Raw genomic sequence first — 15,639 nt, 5'->3', positions numbered from 1 at the left:
CGACGGCTGGAGTCTCCTGGCTCCCGGATCGACGCCCGTCCCCGACCTTCCCGCTCCTGAGCGGGCTCAGGTGCCGTGGTCGAGCGTGGGAACGGGCTCCCCGGTCACAGTGGCGGGACCGCGCCGGGATCTCACCGGGCTTCCTCCACTGCCGTCGCGTGTGGCGGCGTCATCAGACCACGGGCGGGCTCTCCGGCGACAGACCCCCTCCGGCCGGAGCGCCGACCTAAGACCCTCTTGACGTCCTAACGTCATTAGGAGAACACTCCGCACGTGGCCGGAACCGTGGTACCGGACCGTCGCCGGCGGCGGCGGCAGGAGACGATCGAGCAGGTGCTCGACGTGGCGGTCGAGGTGATGACCGAGCAGGGTGTCGCCGGGTTGACGCTCGGCGAGGTGGCCCGCCGGATGGGCATCCGCCCGCCGTCCCTCTACGGGTACTTCGACGGCAAGCACGCCCTGTACGACGCGCTCTTCGAGCGGGGGTGGCGCGCCCTGCAGAGGGTGCTCGAGCAGGCCGGGGCCACCGGGGACGGCGCCGACCCCCTCACCGCCTGGCGTGAGGGCACCGCCGTCCTGGTCCGCTGGGCGGTCGAGCACCCCGCCCACTCGGCGCTCATGTTCTGGCGCCCGGTGCCCGGCTTCACGCCCTCGGCGCGGGCGTACGAGCCGGCCGTCGAGCTCGACGCCGCGTCCCGCGTGCTGCTCGTCCGGCTGCGGGACGCCGGGCACCTCGCCGCGGGCGTCGACGTCGACCGCGCCTACCGCACCTGGACGGCGCTGGTCGGCGGGATCATCTCCCAGCAGCTGTCCAACGCGCCCGACGAACCGTTCGAGACCGGCGCCTTCACCGCCGTCCTGCCCGACGTCATGGACATGTGGCTCGGCCACCACCGCAGCAACCCGTCCGCCCGCTGATCCCAGGAGGTCCATCGTGACCGCTCCCGCTCCTGCTCCCACCCGTCCCCGCCCGCGGTCCGCCACGCTGGACAGGGCCACCGCCTACCGGCTCGCCGCCACGGAGTACGAGCGCATGCTCGCCCTCCTCCGCGACCTGGACCCGGCCGACTGGAGCCGGCCCACCGACTGCCCGGGCTGGGACGTCCGGGCCATGGCCGCGCACGTCCTCGGGATGGCGGAGATGGCCGCCTCGGTGCGGGAGATGGCCCGGCAGAACCGTCTCGCCGGCAAGGCCGGCGGCGGCATCGACGCGCTGACCGGTGTGCAGGTCCGCGCGCACGCCGACCAGGACGGCCCGGCCATCGTCGCCGCTCTCGAGGCCACCGCGCCTCGGGCCGTGCGGGGTCGACGCCGGCTGTCCCGGGTCGCGGGCCGGGCGACGCTGCCCGAGGAGCAGGTCAACGGCGCCATCCGGGAGTACTGGCGGATCGGCTTCCTGCTCGACGTCGTGCTGACCCGCGACGTCTGGATGCACCGGATCGACGTCTGCCGTGCGTCGGGGCGGGAACCGGAGCTCACGCCCGGGCACGACGGGGTCCTGGTCGCCGACGTCGTGGCGGAGTGGGCGCAGCGGCACGGCCGGCCGTACGGACTCAGCCTCACCGGGCCGGCCGGCGGCCAGTGGTCGTCGGGGACGGGCGGCGAGCGGCTCGAACTCGACGCCGTCGAGTTCTGCCGGGTGCTCTCGGGCAGGGGCAGCGGCTCCGGCCTGCTGGGCCAGCTGGTGCCGTTCTGATCCCGGCGCATCCCTAGGATCGGCGCCCGTGCCCGACGCCGAGGACCCCGCCGACCGCCCGATCGTGGTGGTCGGCGTCGGCGCCGACGGCTGGGACGGGCTCTCCCCGCGCGCCCGCCGCGCGGTCGGGGCCGCCGACGTGCTGCGCGGCAGCGCCCGCCAGCTGGCGCTCGTCCCGCCGGAGGTGACCGCCGAGCGGGTGCCCTGGCCCTCGCCGCTGGGGCCGGCGCTGGCCCGGCTCCCGCGGGAGCACCCCGGGCGGCGGGTGGTCGTGCTGGCCAGCGGCGACCCGATGCTCTCCGGCATCGGCACCTCGCTGGTGCGGGCGCTGGGCCCGCGGGCAGTCGAGGTCGTGCCGCACCCGTCGTCGGTCACGCTGGCCTGCGCGCGGCTGGGCTGGGCCGTGGAGGAGGCGCAGGTGGTCTCCGTGGTCGGCCGCCCCGTCGAGCTGGTCACCCCCCACACCACCCCCGGCCGCCGGCTGCTGGTGCTCGGCTCCGACGGGTCGACGCCGGCCGCGGTCGCGTCGCTGCTGGCGTCGCTCGGGCTGGGCGCCAGCCGGCTCACGGCGCTGGCGCAGCTCGGCGGCCCGGGGGAGCGCGCCGTCACCGGCACCGCGGACGGCTGGCCGCACCCGGAGACCGACCCGCTGGTGCTCACCGCCGTCGAGGTGGTCGCCGATCCCGGTACCGTGCCGCTGCCGGCCCTTCCCGGGCTGCCGGACGACGCCTACGAGCACGACGGCCAGCTGACCAAGCGGGACGTCCGCGCGGTCACCCTCGCCCGGCTGGCCCCGCTGCCCGGGCAGCTGCTCTGGGACGTCGGGGCCGGCGCCGGGTCGATCGGCATCGAGTGGATGCGCACCCACCCCTCCTGCCGGGTGGTGGCCGTGGAGCGCGACCCCGCGCGGGCGGAGCGGATCGGGCGCAACGCCGCGCGGCTCGGTGTCCCCGGGCTGGAGGTCGTGCTCGACGCCGCGCCCGGGGCCCTGGCCGGGCTGGCCGCGCCGGACGCGGTGTTCGTCGGCGGCGGGGCGACCGTGCCCGGCGTGCTCGACGCGTGCTGGGCCGCGCTGCGGCCCGGCGGGCGGCTGGTGGTCAACGCCGTCACGCTGGAGAGCGAGGCGGTGCTGGCCGACCGGTACGCCCGGCACGGCGGCGAGCTGGTGCGGCTCGGCGTCGCCACCGCCGCCCCCGTGGGCGGATTCACCGGCTGGAAGGCGGCCATGCCCGTGACGATCTGGTCGGGGGTCAGGCGATGACGGTGCACTTCATCGGCGCCGGTCCGGGTGCGGCGGACCTGGTCACCGTGCGGGCGGCGCGGATCATCGCGTCGGCGCCGGTGTGCCTCTACGCCGGGGCGCTGGTGCCGCGGGAGCTGCTGGGCACCGCTCCGCCCGGCGCGCGGCTGGTGGACACCGCCGAGCTGGACCTCGACCAGATCACCGCCGAGCTGGTCGCCGCGCACGAGGCCGGGCTCGACGTCGCCCGGCTGCACTCCGGCGACCCGTCGGTGTACAGCGCGATGGCCGAGCAGATGCGCCGGCTGGACGCCGCGGGCGTGCCCTACGACGTCGTCCCCGGTGTGCCGGCCTTCGCCGCCGCGGCCGCCTCCCTCAAGCGGGAGCTGACCGTGCCCGGGGTCGGCCAGACGGTGATCCTGACCCGCACCTCGGCCCGGTCGACGCCGATGCCGCCGGGGGAGGACCTGGCGACCCTCGGCGCCTCCCGGGCCACGCTGGTGCTGCACCTGGCCGTGCAGCGGATCGCCGAGCTGGTGCCCGAGCTGGTGCCCTCCTACGGCGCGGACTGCCCGGTCGCGGTCGTCGCCCGGGCCAGCCGCGACGACGAACTGGTGCTGCGCGGCACGCTGGCCGACATCGCCGGCCAGGTCGAGGCCGCCGGGGTGCGGCGCACCGCGGTGGTGATCGTCGGTTCGGTGCTGACCGCCGGGGAGTTCCCCGACAGCCACCTCTACTCGACCGCCCGATGCCGATGAAGGACCCCGCTGCCCCCCACCGCTCGCGAGCTCGCGGCGGGCCCCTGCAGCGGGGCCGTCCGACCGGACGAGGCTCAGTTCTGCCCGACCACCGTGCCGGCGCGGTCGATCACGAGCACGTCGACCTCGACCGGCGCGCCACGCAGCACGCCGAGCGCCGTCCCCCGCGCGGCGGCGGCCACCAGGTCACCCAGCGGCAGGCCGGCTGCGCGGCACTGCTGCAGCGCGTCCAGCGCCGTGTTGGCGTTCCGCACGCCGTCGACGAGGCCGGGTGCCCCGCCGGCCTCGCGGACGCGGTCGGCCAGCGACGCGAAGGACACCTGCGACCGACCGGAGTGCAGGTCCAGGTGCCCGTCGGCGAGCTTGGCGAGCTTGCCGATGCCGCCGGCGATCGTCAGCCGCGGCACGGGGTGGCGGCCCAGGTACTTCAGGACGGCGCCGGCGAAGTCGCCCATGTCCAGCAGCGCGTCCTCGGGCAGGCCGAACCGCTCGACGACGACGCGCTCGCTGGTGCTGCCGGTGCAGGCGGCGACGTGCGGGTGCCCGGCGGCGCGGGCGACGTCGATGCCGCGGCGGATCGAGTCGATCCACGCCGAGCACGAGTAGGGCACGACGACGCCGGTGGTGCCGAGGATCGACAGCCCGCCGAGGATGCCCAGCCGCGGGTTCCAGGTGCGCCGGGCCAGCTCCGCGCCGTGCTCCACCGACACCTCGACGACGACGTCGCCGGTACCCCCGTGCCGCGCGGCGACCGCGGCCACGTGCTCGCGGATGAACTGCCGGGGCATCGGGTTGATCGCCGGCTCGCCGACGGCCAGCGGCAGCCCGGGCTTGGTCACCGTGCCCACGCCCTCGCCGGCCCGGAAGGTGACCCCGCTGCCCGGCACGCCGTGCGTCACCCGCACGGAGACGAGCGCGCCGTGGGTGACGTCGGGGTCGTCACCGGCGTCCTTGACCACGCCCGCGGTCGCGGCGCCGTCGTCCAGGCGCTCGGTGGCCAGCGCGAACGCCGGGTGCCGGTCCTTCGGCAGGTCGATCGTCACCGGGTCGGGGAACTCGCCGGTGAGCAGCGCGGTGTAGGCGGCGGTGGTGGCGGCGGTCGCGCAGGCGCCGGTGGTCCAGCCCGAGCGCAGGCCGGTGCCGGTCGTCGTCGCCACCCGACCAGCATGCACGGCGGCCTCCGGTGACCGGCCGGGTGCTGGTCCTCGGCGGCACCGGGGAGGCGCGGCGGCTGGCGTCGGCGCTGGTGGCCGACGGGGTCGACGTCGTCAGCTCGCTGGCCGGCCGGGTCGCCGAACCGGCGCTGCCGCCGGGTGCGGTGCGGATCGGCGGGTTCGGCGGCGCAGGAGGTCTGGCGGAGTGGCTGCGGGCGAACCCGGTGGACGCGGTCGTCGATGCGACGCACCCGTTCGCCACCGCGATGACCGCCTCCGCCGCCGCGGCCGCCGGCGCCACCGGGGTGCCCCTGCTGCGCCTGCAGCGGCCGGGGTGGTCCGCGCAGCCGGGCGACGACTGGCGGTGGGTCGACTCGCTGGCCGGGGCGGCGGGGGCGGTGCAGGGGTTCGGCTGCGTATTCCTCACCACGGGCCGGCAGGGGCTGGCCGCCTTCGCCGGGCTGACGGCCCACTGCGTCGTCCGCTCCGTCGACCCGCCGGAGCCGCCGTTGCCGGCGCGCACCACCACCGTCCTCGCGCGCGGCCCGTTCAGCCTCGACGACGAGCTGGCCCTGCTGCGCGAGCACGCCGTCGACGTCGTCGTCACCAAGGACAGCGGCGGCCCGATGACGGCGGCCAAGCTCACCGCGGCCCGGGAGCTCGGGGTGCCGGTGGTGCTGGTGCGCCGGCCACCGCTGCCGGCCGGCGTCCCGGTGGTGGCGACTGTGGACGAGGTGCGGGGCTGGATCCGGTCGCGCGCAATCTGATCGTCATGTGTGTCGACGCAGGTCAGCGGGGCAGTGCACCGGCATGACCGAATCCGCGCCCCTCCGTGCCCTGGCCCTCGTCTGCAGCCTCAAGCCCTCGCCCGCCCCGTCGAGCAGCGACCTGATCGCCCGCCAGATCCTGGGGGAGCTGGAGAAGCACGGCGTCACCGGCGACGTCGTGCGGGTCGTCGACCACGACGTGAAGCCCGGCGTCGAGGTGGACATGGGCGAGGGCGACCAGTGGCCCGCGATCCGCGAGCAGATGATGGCCGCCGACATCCTGATCGTCTCCACGCCGACGTGGGTGGGGCACATGAGCAGCGTCGCCCAGCGGGTGCTGGAGCGCCTCGACGGCGAGCTCTCCGAGACCGACGACTCGGGCCGGCCGAAGGTCACCGGCAAGGTGGCGGTCGTCTCCGTCGTCGGCAACGAGGACGGCGCGCACAAGATCGTCGCCGACCTGTTCCAGGGCCTGGACGACATCGGCTTCACGATCCCCGCGCAGGGGGCGACCTACTGGAACGACCAGGCCATGGGCGGCACCGACTACAAGGACCTCGACGAGACGCCCGAGGCGGTCGCCTCCACGACCGCGACCCTGGCCGAGAACGCCGCGCACCTGGCCAGGGCGCTCACGGTGCAGCCCTACCCCGGCCGCTGATCGTCAGGCCGGGAGCCGTTCCGCTGCCGCGCCGGTCGTCGCCGCGGCGGTCCCGGCGGCCCCGGCGCGGCGGCGGCGCACCCGCACCCCGGCGATCGCGGTCAGCGCGAGGACGACCAGCACGGCCGCGTACACCTCGGTGACCGTCTCCAGGCCGAAGGCCCCCGCGGCCGCCCCGGCGACGACCGCGGGCACGCTGAAGCTGAGGTAGCCGACGACGAACACGCTGGACAGCAGCCCGGCGCGCTCGGCCGGCGCCACCCCGGCGCTCGCCGTGGCGACCGCGCCGAGGAAGGCCAGGCCGAAGCCGAGGCCGGAGACGACCGCCGAGGCGAACAGCACGGCCACCTGCCCGGTCAGCAGCGCCGCGAACGTGCCGGCGACGCCGGAGGCGAAGACGGCGGCGCCCGCGACCATGGCCCGCTCGGGGGCGAGATCCCGGCCGAGCACGGCGGCGAGCGCAGCCGTGCCCTGCATGGCGAGCACCAGCAGGCTGCCGACGAGGTGGTCCTCGATGCCGAAGACCGAGGCGACCAGCGACGGCCCGAGGGACAGGTAGAGCCCGCCGAGCGCCCAGGCGGCGACGATGGCCGGGACCGCGGTCAGGAACGCCGTCCGCTGCGGAGCGGGCACGCGCACGGTGGGCCGCAGGGAGCGCAGTGCTCCGGGTGCGCGCGGGGAGGTCTCGGGCAGCAGAGGGACCGCGGCGGCGCCCAGCAGCAGCACCACCGTCAGGACGGCGAAGACCCAGCGGGTGGGGGACGCGACGTGCTCGACGACCAGAGCGGCGCCGACCGCGCCCAGTGACAGCCCGATCCCGGGACCGGCGCTGTTGACCAGGGGGCCCAGCGGGCGGGCCGGGCGCTGGGTGTCGAGCAGCACGGCGCCGAGGGTGCCGGTCAGCGCGCCCATGGACAGGCCCTGCAGCACCCGGGCGGCCAGCAGCCAGCCGACGCTGTCGGCGCTCAGGAACACCACCATGGAGGCGGCCTGCAGGAGCAGCCCGCCGGCCAGCACCGGCCGCCGGCCGACGTGGTCGGAGAGCCCCCCGACGACCAGCAGTGCGGCGAGCAGCGCCAGCGCGTAGATGCCGAAGACGATCGTCAGCACCCCGGCCCCGAAGCCGAACTGCTCCTGGTACACCCGGTACAGCGGCGTGGGGACCCCCGACGCGGCCAGGACCAGCAGGAGCAGGCCGGCGGCAGTCCAGAACGCGGGGTCCCGGCGGAGGGTCGGAGGAGCCACGATGGTGGCCAAGCGCAACGATCCCGGCGGCATTCCCGCGCCGCGGCGCGTCAGCGCGGGTAGCTGCGGGAGGTGTAGACGGCGCCCGACGGGGTGACGCGGGTCTGCGAGGACCCGACGAGCACCAGGCAGCGCATGTCCACCGACGCGGGGTCCAGGGCGCCGAGGGTGGTGACCCGGACGGTCTCCTGCGGCCCGCCGACGTCCCGGCCGACGACCACCACGGTCTGCGGCGGGCGCGCCTCCAGTAGCACCCGCAGCGCTTCCCCGAGCTGGTGCGGGCGGTGCCTGGAGCGGGGGTTGTAGAGGGCGATGACCAGATCGGCGGCGGCGGCGTGGCGCAGCCGGTCGACGATCACCTCCCACGGCTTGAGGACGTCGGAGAGCGACAGGACGCAGAAGTCGTGGCCCAGCGGGGCGCCCACCCGGGACGCGACCGCCTGCGCGGCGGTGAGACCGGGGACGACCCGCACCGGGACGCCGGTGAACTCGGGGCGCTCGGCGACCTCGAGCACCGCGGCGGCCATGGCGAAGACCCCGGGGTCGCCGCTGGAGACGACCGCGACCCGGCGGCCCTGCTGCGCCAGCGTCAGCGCGTGGGCGGCGCGGTCGGCCTCGACGCGGTTGTCGCTGGCGTGGCGGGTCTGGCGCGGGTTGACCGCGACGCGGTCGAGGTAGGGGCCGTAGCCGACCAGGTCGTCGGCGGCGGCGAGCGCCTCGGCGGCCTCGGGGGTCGTCCAGCTGCGGGCGCCGGGACCGAGGCCGACGACGACCACCTCACCGGCGTCGGCCGGCCGGCCGGCCTCCGGCGCCGGTCCGGTGACCTGCGGGGTGAGCGGGCTGGGCAGCAGGACGAGGGAGAAGTACGGGACGCTCGCCGGGTCGACCTCGGCCAGCGGCAGGCAGCGCTGGCGGTCGGTGGTGGCCCGCTCGACGTAGAGGGCGCGGTCGAGGACGCCGGCGCGCTCGAAGGCCTCGCGCACCTGGGGGAAGGTGCGGCCGAGCTTCATCACCGCCGCCGAGTCGGTGGTGGCGAGGCGGGCGGCGAGCTCGTCGGCGGGCAGCGTGCCGGGGAGGACGGTGAGCACCTCGTCGCGCTCGACCAGCGGGCGCCCGACGGCCGCGGCGGCCGCGGTCACGCTGGTGACGCCGGGGACGACCTCGGTGGGGTAGCGGTGCGCCAGCCGCTTGTGCATGTGCATGTAGGAGCCGTAGAAGAGGGGGTCGCCCTCGGCGAGGACGACGACGTCGCGGCCGGCGTCCAGGTGCGCGGCGAGCCGGGCGGCGGCCGCCTCGTAGAACTCGTCGATGGCGCCCTGGTAGCCCCCGGGGTGGTCGGTGGTCTCGGTGGTGACCGGGTAGACCAGCAGCTCCTCGACCTGGCCGGCGCGCAGGTAGGGCTCGGCGAGGGCCCGGGCCACCGAGCGGCCGTGCCGGGCGGCGTGGAAGGCGACGACGTCGGCGGCGCCGATCAGCCGGGCGGCCTTGACGGTGACGAGTTCGGGGTCGCCGGGCCCGAGCCCGACCCCGTACAGCCGGCCGGTCATCGCACCCGGTTCGCTCCCGCGGGGCGCTCCGCTCTCCGCCGGCTCCTCGCTGCGCGGCTCACGATCCTGCCCGCTCATTCGGCGTCGCTCGCGATCGCGTTGACCGCGGCCGCCGTGATGGCGCTGCCACCCCGGCGGCCCCGCACGACGAGGAACTCGAGGTCGGAGGCGGCGAGGGCCTCCTTGGACTCGGCGGCGCCGATGAAGCCGACGGGGATGCCGAGGACGGCGGCGGGGCGCGGGGCGCCGGCGGCGACCATCTCGAGCAGGTGGAACAGGGCGGTGGGGGCGTTGCCGATGGCGACGACGGCGCCGTCGAGGCGGTCGCGCCACAGCTCCAGTGCGGCGGCGGTGCGGGTGGTGCCGAGCTCGGCGGCGAGCCCCGGCGTGCGTGGGTCGTTGAGGGTGCAGACGACGTCGTTGTCCTTGGGCAGCCGGCGCCGGGTGATACCGCTGGCCACCATCTGGGCGTCGCACAGCACCGGCGCGCCGGCGTCGAGCGCCTCGCGCGCCTGCTGGACGACGGCGGGGGAGCAGGCGATGTCCTCGACCAGGTCGACCTGACCGCAGGCGTGGATCATCCGGACCGCCACGCGCGCGACGTCGTCGGGCAGCCCGCCGAGCTCGGCCTCGGCGCGGATCGTCGCGAACGACTGCCGGTAGATCTCGGCGCCGTCCTTCTCGTACTCGTAGACCACCATCGGGCGGAGAGGCTACGTCGGTGCTCCCAGCCCGCCCGCGCCCGGTCAGCCCGCCCGGGATCGCTCGGGTTCTGCGGTGATGCGGGGGAGGACGAGGATCTCGGTGCCGTCGGGCCGCCAGGTGCGCCATCGGCCGTCGGGTTGGCGTTCGATCCGGAAGCCGTGGTGGATCTTGGTGTGATGCCGTTCGCACAGGAGCGCGCAGTTGCCGAGGTTGGTCTGGCCGCCGTCGATCCAGTGGATGAGATGGTGGACGTCGCACCAGTGGGCGGGGGCGTCGCAGCCGGTGAACACGCAGCCGCGGTCGCGGGCGTCCAGGGCGCGGCGCAGCGGGGGTGGGGAGATCCGTTGGCGGCGGCCGTAGTCCAGGACTTCGCCGTCGGGGCCGATGACGATGCGGCTGATGTTGCCGTCGCAGGCCAGCCAGCGGGCGCGGGCGGCGGAGATGATGGTGCCGAAGCCGGTCTGGGCGGCGCCGGGGCCGGCCGCGGCGGGGTCGATGAGGTCTTCGAGGTCCACCCGGACCACCACGTGTGGTTTGTGGGTGCGCAGGACCGGCAGGGTGCCGGCGGCGAGCTGGTTGTCGCACAGCTGGACGAGGGCGTCTGCCTGCTGCTGGGCGCGGGTGCGCATGTCCCCGGCGGGCCGGGAGGCCTGCACGATCGACTCGACCGCGGTCTGCAGCTTCTCCCCACCCACGGCATCCAGCTCGAACCGGCCGCTCACGCTGCCGTCGGCGTGCTTGACCAGGGTGAGCGACCGGCCCTCGGTGGGGTCGGGCTCAGCACCGTCGGGATCGAGGCGGTCCAGGTAGTGCTTCACGACCTGGCGCAGTTCGGCGTGCGGCCGGGTGACGGCCACCTCGGTCAGGGCGGCGTCCACGCCGGCGAGGTCGACGTCCTGGGCTTCGGCGGCGGCCAGGTTGGCCGGGGTGGTCACCGGGGCGATCACCGCCAGGGCCTCCGGGGGCAGCGCCCCGGTCGCGGCTGCGGCGGCGACCGCCGGGAGGGCCTCGATCGCCCGCCCGGTGGTCACCAGCCGGAACGCGGCGGCCGGGGAGAAGCGGGCGTGCCCGCGCAGCCAGGAGGCCATGGTCTTGTGCCCGTCGTGCTCGGCTGCTCCGGTCAGCTCGCCCTGGCGGACGGTGCGGGCGACCTCGGCGGTCAACCGGTTACCGGCCACGAGCAGCGGGCCCAGTCGTTCGATCAGCTGCGGGCCGAACGCACCCTCGAGCCGTTCGGCGGCCAGGTCGTCCAGCGCGGCGGCCAGCCGGGCCAGCGCATCGGACGAATCTGTCGAACACATGTGCGAATACTACCGCCGAACAGTGACGGGTGCAGCATGAATCTGCAGGTCATCGGCTTGTCCACAGATCGCGAGACAACCTTGACAGCGGCCGCAAGCCGTCAGGCGGTCGGTGCGTCGATCCGGTAACCAGATCCGGTGGCGACCACGTCCACCACCGCACCGCCGGGCCGGCCGCAGCGGCGCTCGCAGCCGGCCCAGTGCTGGCGCGCGCCACCGGCCGGCAGGGAGCCGACCATCACGGCGGCGGTCGCGTCGGCGCGGACGTCGGCGAGCGACTTGGCGCACCCGGGCAACCCGGCGCACGCGGTCACGCGGGTCCACGGGCTGTCCGTATCGAGCACCAAGCCCGCCTCGACCAGGAGGTCAGCCGCCGAGCCGTCGGCCAGATCGGGGACGACGACCCCGCGCCACGGCGTCAGCTGGACCTCCGCCGCGAGGTCGGCCAGCAGCAAGAGGTGGGCGGCGGTGAGCCGGCCCAGGGGCACCACCGCGGCCAGCGCCGTCCGGCCGTCGTCCTGGGGCACCGCGCCGATCGGGCGCACGAGCGGCTCGGCCGGCACTTCGACCCGCGGGTCGGCCGGTGCCTCCACCTGCATACCGGCTACCCGCGCCGTCACCCGTGCGAGTCCCTCCGCCAGCTCGACCAGCCGCCAGGCGGTCCCACCCTGTCCGGCGCGCTCGGCGAGGAAGGCCCGCGTCGCGGCCAGCGCGAGGGCGACGGCGTCCGCGGGGCCGGCCCGGAGCCCGGAATCCGCGCCGGCCAGCGTGAGCGCGACGGTCCCGGGGGAGAGGGCGAACAGGCCGACGTCGCCGCCCAGCGCGGCGACGTCCCCCCGGCCGTCGTCGAACGTGGCCAGGAAGCGCCCCGGCAGCGCCGCGAGGGAGGGGTCCGCGCACAGCCCGGCGTCGAAGCCGCGTATCCAGGGCCGGGCGTCGAGCAGGCCCCCGGCCCGTCCGCTCAGCACGCTGCCGAGCAGGTTGCGCGCCGTCTCGTGGCTGTCGCTCGGCAGCAGCCCCGCCGCCGCCAGCCGGTCGCCCAGCTCACCCGCAGAGCCCGGCCGGAGGCCGCGGAGCTGCACGTTGCCGCGGCTGGTCAGCTCCAGCGCGCCGTCCCCGAGCTCGACGGCGGCCGCGGCGAGGACGCGCACCTGGTCGGCGCGGAGCAGCCCACCGGGAACCCGGACCCGCGCGAGCTCGCCGTCCGCCGCGGAGTGGGTCTGCAGCGCACCGGGGCAGGCGTCGGCCCGGTCGCGCAGGGGTGGGGTGGGCGGCCCGGCTGGTGACATGGCGTCCGCGAGGCTACGTCCCGCGCCGAGCGCGGTCGGCCTCAGCTCCAGTCGATCCGGTCGGCCAGCGCCCGCAGCCGGGCGCCGGACGCCGGGTCGACCGACGCCGCCCACGCCACGCGACCCAGCACGTGGTCCCGGAACGTGGCCGGGTCGCGGCCGCGGAGCTGGGTGGCCCAGCCGTGGGTGGCGCAGTTGTGCAGCAGGGCGCGCAGCGCGTCCCGCTCCCGGCGGGGCAGGGCCGGGTGGTCGTTGACGACGATGCCGAGCACGTCCTGCCGGCGGGCCGAGCTGATCGCCCGGGTCTTGGCGGCGTTCACCCGGAACCCTTCCTCTCGGGCAACCTCGCCGACGAGTGCGGCCAGCCGGCCGCGGCCCACCCGCGGCCCGCCGCTGAAGGTCAGGTCGTCGACGTAGCGGGTGTAGGTCGCGCCGAACGCGTCGGCGAGCGCGGCGAGCCGGCGGTCCAGCCGGAAGCACACCAGGTTGGCCAGCGCGGGCGAGGTGGGCGCGCCCTGCGGCAGGTGCGGCACCGCCAGCCGGGCACCGAGCCGCCGGTGCCGCTCCCGGGCGCCCACGTCGTCCGGGAGCGGAACCCGCCGCCACACGGCGGCGGGGAGCACCGTCGTCACCAGGCCGGTGACCGCGTGCGCGACGGGCTCGGGGAGCCCGGCCTGCCCGAGCAGCAGGCCGTGGACCCGGGGCGCCGGAACGCTGCCGAAGAAGTGCTCCAGGTCCATCCGCAGGACGACGGCGGCGCCGGCGTGCGGCGCGGCCGCCGTCCGCACGGAGCGGTCGGGGACGCAGCCGTGCGCGGCACCGTGCACCGGGACCGCATCGAGGACGTGCCGCAGCAGCCGCCGCTGGATCTCCTTGAGCCGGGGTTTGGGCGCGGCGAGCAGCCGCACACCGGCCGGGCGGTCCACCGCACGCCAGCGGTAGTGGCGCAGCGGCTCCGGCACCGTGCGCTCCAGGTTGCGGGCGTCGGTGAACCACGCCAGCTCGCCCTGGTCCAGGCCCAGCAGCCGGGCCAGGGCACTCAGGTCGGACAGCTCGACCGTGGGCAGCCGGGGCCGGACGACGGCGGTCGGCACCGGCTCCCAGCGCACCACCCGCGGCGGCACGTCGGCGGCCTGGCCGCGCGCCCAGCCCTCCGTCCTCCGGACGAAGAGCGCCAGCTCCCGCGGGCGGTCGGCCGGCGGATGCCAGTAGGCCTCGAGCACCTCACCGACCAGCGTGCCCACCCAGCGGGGCGCGCGGCGGTACCTCAGCGCGACGGCGACCCGGCGCACCATCTGCGGGCGCCGCCAGGTGCCCGCCAGCAGTGCCGTGGCGATGCCGCTCGCGGTGACCTGGGCGCGCCGGCCGGCCGTCACCGGCCGGGCCGCCGGAGAGCACGGCGGGGAGGGCAGCCGCTCCGTGACGGAGGCGCCGGGACGTGCGCGGAGCGCGCCGTCCGGCGGGTGACGCATCGTCCAGCTTCGCTGCGAGACCCCGGGGTAGCCCCGGAGGGACCGGCTCCTCGCCGGTCGTCCTGCCCTCCCCGCCGCACCGGGGCCACGGTAGGGGGCCGATCCGGGCCTGACCAGTCCGTGTGGCGCATCCCCGCTGGTCGGGCGCTACCCGGGATCGCGGTAGACCTCCGGGAGTCGGGGGGACCGCAGGTCGAGCCGCCGGCTCTCGAGCCGGCGGCCGTCGCGCGCCAGCGCCTCTGCGGTGGGCGGCCGGCGCCCGGCCCACACGACCACCAGGTGCCCGTGCCGGGGCACGGCGAGCCGGCGGGCGCCGACGACCAGCCGATCGACCTCCCGGCTCGCCCGCACCCTCGCGTAGGAGACGTACCGGGCACCCCACGGCAGCGACCGGCCGCCGTTGCGCAGCACCGACCCGCTCCCCGTCAGGAGCAGCTGACCGCTCAAGGCTGCCGCGTCGGGGCGGTCGGCCAGGTCGTCGTCCTCGAAGCCGCTCCCGCCACCGCCGAGCAGTACCCACTCCTGCCCACGCCGGACGAGGACCCAGGTCTCCTCGGCGACGTATCCCACGCTGCGGCGGGCGAAGAGCGTGCAGGCGACGTCGCCGTCGACGTCCACGGCCAGGGCGGCGAACCGCCGCCGGCGGCTGAGCCTCGGCGGAGCCTCCGGCACGCCGCGCTCGATGAGCGCGATGCTCTCCGCGAGCGCGTCGTAGGCCACCGACGCAGGCTGGATCAGCTCGTGGGCAGGTCCGGGACGGCGGTCAGGCCGGGCCGTCGAAGGAGAGCCAGACCCGGCGTCGTTCGGCCCGGCTGTGCGCCGACGCCATGGCGGCCACGCGGCGCTGCTGGTCGGGGGTCGCGGTGTGCTGCACGACCGCGACCTCCGCCTCGCGCATGGCCTGCTCGGCGGCGAACTCCTCCGGCGTCGAGGGGTACTCCTCCGGCTCGACGCCGTCGTCGTCGCCGCTTGGCCGGGCGTAGGGGCTGGTGGGCGGCAGGTTCCCGCTCACCCGCCCGTAGGCGCCCAGGACGAGCAGCACCAGCCCGGCGACGACCGAGAACACGACGTTCGGGAAGCGGAACGCCAAGAAGTTCAGGTCGGTGTTCAGCACGGCGAGGTTGGCCAGCGCCGACACCAGGAACAGCACGCCGACGACGATCATCACCGTCGAGGCGATCCGCGGCCCGCGCACGGCGGCGGCGATCAGGACCGCTGCGGTGACGACGGAGATGGCGGACAGCAGGCCGTTGGACGAGAGGCCGAGCACCTGTTCGCCCTCGGTCGAGAAGAAGTCCAGCCCGTCGGCGAAGCCGAGGATGCCGAAGACGGCGATCACCGCTGCGACGACCACCGCGCCGATCCGGTGCACGGCGGGCACGCGGCCGCCGGTCGGGGAGTGCTCCGGCGCGAGCCGCTCGCCGGACACCGGCTGCCCGGCGCGCAGCTGCTGCGCGGGTCGGGCGGGCGGCGGGGCCTGCGGGGCGGCCGGTGGCGCCTCGGGCGTTTCGCGGGTGCGACGGAGGTGCGGACGCAGTGCCATGGCGACTCCCAGCTAGAACCGTTCGGTACCCCTCCTTCCCCTCGGGCACACCGCTCGGATGCGAAGCATGGGTACTGCGCCGCTGAGCGCGCACCCCCCGGTAGCGTCCGGGCCACATCACGGCAGTGCAGCGAGGCCGTCCCTTCGGGCCGCCCATGGTCAGCGGAGCGGCGGCCAGCGGTGCGAATCCGGTGCGGTCCCGCCACTGTGAGGCCTCCCGGCCGAGCCAGACACTCCGGCTGCCGTGCCCAGCGGACCGGG

General features: G+C 76.4%; 15 protein-coding genes and 2 riboswitches. Of the genes, 6 read left to right on the top strand and 9 right to left on the bottom strand.

Features of this window, described 5'->3' with window-relative positions; genetic code table 11:
- Positions 1–9 precede the first annotated feature (9 nt).
- Positions 10–146, bottom strand: a riboswitch (cobalamin riboswitch).
- Between the two features lie 127 nt (positions 147–273).
- Genes BMW62_RS04820 through cobM form a run of 4 tightly spaced genes read left to right on the top strand, consistent with a single transcriptional unit; the run spans position 274 to position 3,694 of the window.
- Positions 274–918, top strand: coding sequence for a TetR/AcrR family transcriptional regulator (locus BMW62_RS04820; protein ID WP_091929718.1), 645 nt, complete (start codon positions 274–276; stop codon positions 916–918).
- Positions 919–934: 16 nt separating this feature from the next.
- The gene (locus BMW62_RS04815) at positions 935–1,696 is read left to right on the top strand and encodes a maleylpyruvate isomerase family mycothiol-dependent enzyme (RefSeq protein ID WP_211434985.1); all 762 of its coding nucleotides are present in this window, start codon (positions 935–937) and stop codon (positions 1,694–1,696) included.
- Positions 1,697–1,724: 28 nt separating this feature from the next.
- On the top strand, positions 1,725–2,957 hold the full coding sequence (gene cbiE / locus BMW62_RS04810) for a precorrin-6y C5,15-methyltransferase (decarboxylating) subunit CbiE (protein WP_091929717.1): 1,233 nt from the start codon (positions 1,725–1,727) through the stop codon (positions 2,955–2,957).
- The gene (gene cobM, locus BMW62_RS04805) at positions 2,954–3,694 is read left to right on the top strand and encodes a precorrin-4 C(11)-methyltransferase (RefSeq protein ID WP_091929716.1); all 741 of its coding nucleotides are present in this window, start codon (positions 2,954–2,956) and stop codon (positions 3,692–3,694) included. Before cbiE ends, cobM begins: the two co-directional genes overlap by 4 nt.
- A 74-nt stretch (positions 3,695–3,768) precedes the next feature.
- Here the strand turns inward: cobM and BMW62_RS04800 are convergent, their stop codons facing one another.
- Positions 3,769–4,851 carry a cobalt-precorrin-5B (C(1))-methyltransferase gene (locus BMW62_RS04800; RefSeq protein ID WP_211434984.1) on the bottom strand — a complete coding sequence of 361 codons (1,083 nt, stop codon included), beginning with the start codon at positions 4,849–4,851 and terminating at the stop codon, positions 3,769–3,771.
- Between the two features lie 26 nt (positions 4,852–4,877).
- Between BMW62_RS04800 and BMW62_RS04795 the strand changes: the two genes are divergently transcribed.
- Complete coding sequence (locus tag BMW62_RS04795) at positions 4,878–5,615, top strand: cobalt-precorrin-6A reductase (protein WP_091929714.1); 738 nt, start codon at positions 4,878–4,880, stop codon at positions 5,613–5,615.
- A 43-nt stretch (positions 5,616–5,658) separates the two neighbouring features.
- Positions 5,659–6,276: a flavodoxin family protein gene (locus BMW62_RS04790; RefSeq protein ID WP_091929713.1), complete on the top strand. Its 618-nt coding sequence runs from the start codon at positions 5,659–5,661 to the stop codon at positions 6,274–6,276.
- 3 nt (positions 6,277–6,279) lie between these two features.
- Here the strand turns inward: BMW62_RS04790 and BMW62_RS04785 are convergent, their stop codons facing one another.
- The 8 genes from BMW62_RS04785 to BMW62_RS04750 form a co-directional block, all read right to left on the bottom strand.
- Entirely contained in the window at positions 6,280–7,533 is a 1,254-nt protein-coding gene (locus BMW62_RS04785; protein ID WP_244523844.1) for an MFS transporter, read from the bottom strand.
- 38 nt (positions 7,534–7,571) lie between these two features.
- Positions 7,572–9,068, bottom strand: coding sequence for a precorrin-2 C(20)-methyltransferase (locus tag BMW62_RS04780; protein WP_091929711.1), 1,497 nt, complete (start codon positions 9,066–9,068; stop codon positions 7,572–7,574).
- A gap of 74 nt (positions 9,069–9,142) precedes the next feature.
- The gene (locus BMW62_RS04775; RefSeq protein WP_091929710.1) at positions 9,143–9,769 is read right to left on the bottom strand and encodes a precorrin-8X methylmutase; all 627 of its coding nucleotides are present in this window, start codon (positions 9,767–9,769) and stop codon (positions 9,143–9,145) included.
- Positions 9,770–9,814: 45 nt separating this feature from the next.
- Positions 9,815–11,074 carry an HNH endonuclease signature motif containing protein gene (locus tag BMW62_RS04770; protein ID WP_348271448.1) on the bottom strand — a complete coding sequence of 420 codons (1,260 nt, stop codon included), beginning with the start codon at positions 11,072–11,074 and terminating at the stop codon, positions 9,815–9,817.
- A 101-nt stretch (positions 11,075–11,175) separates the two neighbouring features.
- Positions 11,176–12,363, bottom strand: coding sequence for a precorrin-3B synthase (locus tag BMW62_RS04765; RefSeq protein ID WP_091929709.1), 1,188 nt, complete (start codon positions 12,361–12,363; stop codon positions 11,176–11,178).
- 41 nt (positions 12,364–12,404) lie between these two features.
- Complete coding sequence (locus tag BMW62_RS04760; protein WP_091929708.1) at positions 12,405–13,739, bottom strand: reverse transcriptase family protein; 1,335 nt, start codon at positions 13,737–13,739, stop codon at positions 12,405–12,407.
- Between the two features lie 243 nt (positions 13,740–13,982).
- Positions 13,983–14,555: a hypothetical protein gene (locus tag BMW62_RS04755; protein WP_091929707.1), complete on the bottom strand. Its 573-nt coding sequence runs from the start codon at positions 14,553–14,555 to the stop codon at positions 13,983–13,985.
- A 43-nt stretch (positions 14,556–14,598) separates the two neighbouring features.
- Entirely contained in the window at positions 14,599–15,378 is a 780-nt protein-coding gene (locus BMW62_RS04750; RefSeq protein WP_091929706.1) for a DUF4383 domain-containing protein, read from the bottom strand.
- Positions 15,379–15,554: 176 nt separating this feature from the next.
- Positions 15,555–15,609: riboswitch (cobalamin riboswitch) on the top strand.
- The last annotated feature ends 30 nt before the right edge of the window (positions 15,610–15,639 follow it).

Origin of the sequence: Blastococcus sp. DSM 46786 (assembly GCF_900109665.1) — a bacterium.
Lineage (GTDB): Bacteria > Actinomycetota > Actinomycetes > Mycobacteriales > Geodermatophilaceae > Blastococcus > Blastococcus carthaginiensis.
This window is presented reverse-complemented; position numbering and strand designations above follow the sequence as displayed.

What these genes read in the sequence shown, in the direction of transcription:
- cobM (WP_091929716.1), top strand. Translation starts at nt 2,954, where the DNA reads ATGACGGTGCACTTCATCGGCGCCGGTCCGGGTGCGGCGGACCTGGTC.
- BMW62_RS04790 (WP_091929713.1), top strand. Translation starts at nt 5,659, where the DNA reads ATGACCGAATCCGCGCCCCTCCGTGCCCTGGCCCTCGTCTGCAGCCTC.
- BMW62_RS04780 (WP_091929711.1), bottom strand. Translation starts at nt 9,068, where the DNA reads ATGACCGGCCGGCTGTACGGGGTCGGGCTCGGGCCCGGCGACCCCGAA.
- BMW62_RS04775 (WP_091929710.1), bottom strand. Translation starts at nt 9,769, where the DNA reads ATGGTGGTCTACGAGTACGAGAAGGACGGCGCCGAGATCTACCGGCAG.
- BMW62_RS04770 (WP_348271448.1), bottom strand. Translation starts at nt 11,074, where the DNA reads ATGTGTTCGACAGATTCGTCCGATGCGCTGGCCCGGCTGGCCGCCGCG.
- BMW62_RS04765 (WP_091929709.1), bottom strand. Translation starts at nt 12,363, where the DNA reads ATGTCACCAGCCGGGCCGCCCACCCCACCCCTGCGCGACCGGGCCGAC.
- BMW62_RS04750 (WP_091929706.1), bottom strand. Translation starts at nt 15,378, where the DNA reads ATGGCACTGCGTCCGCACCTCCGTCGCACCCGCGAAACGCCCGAGGCG.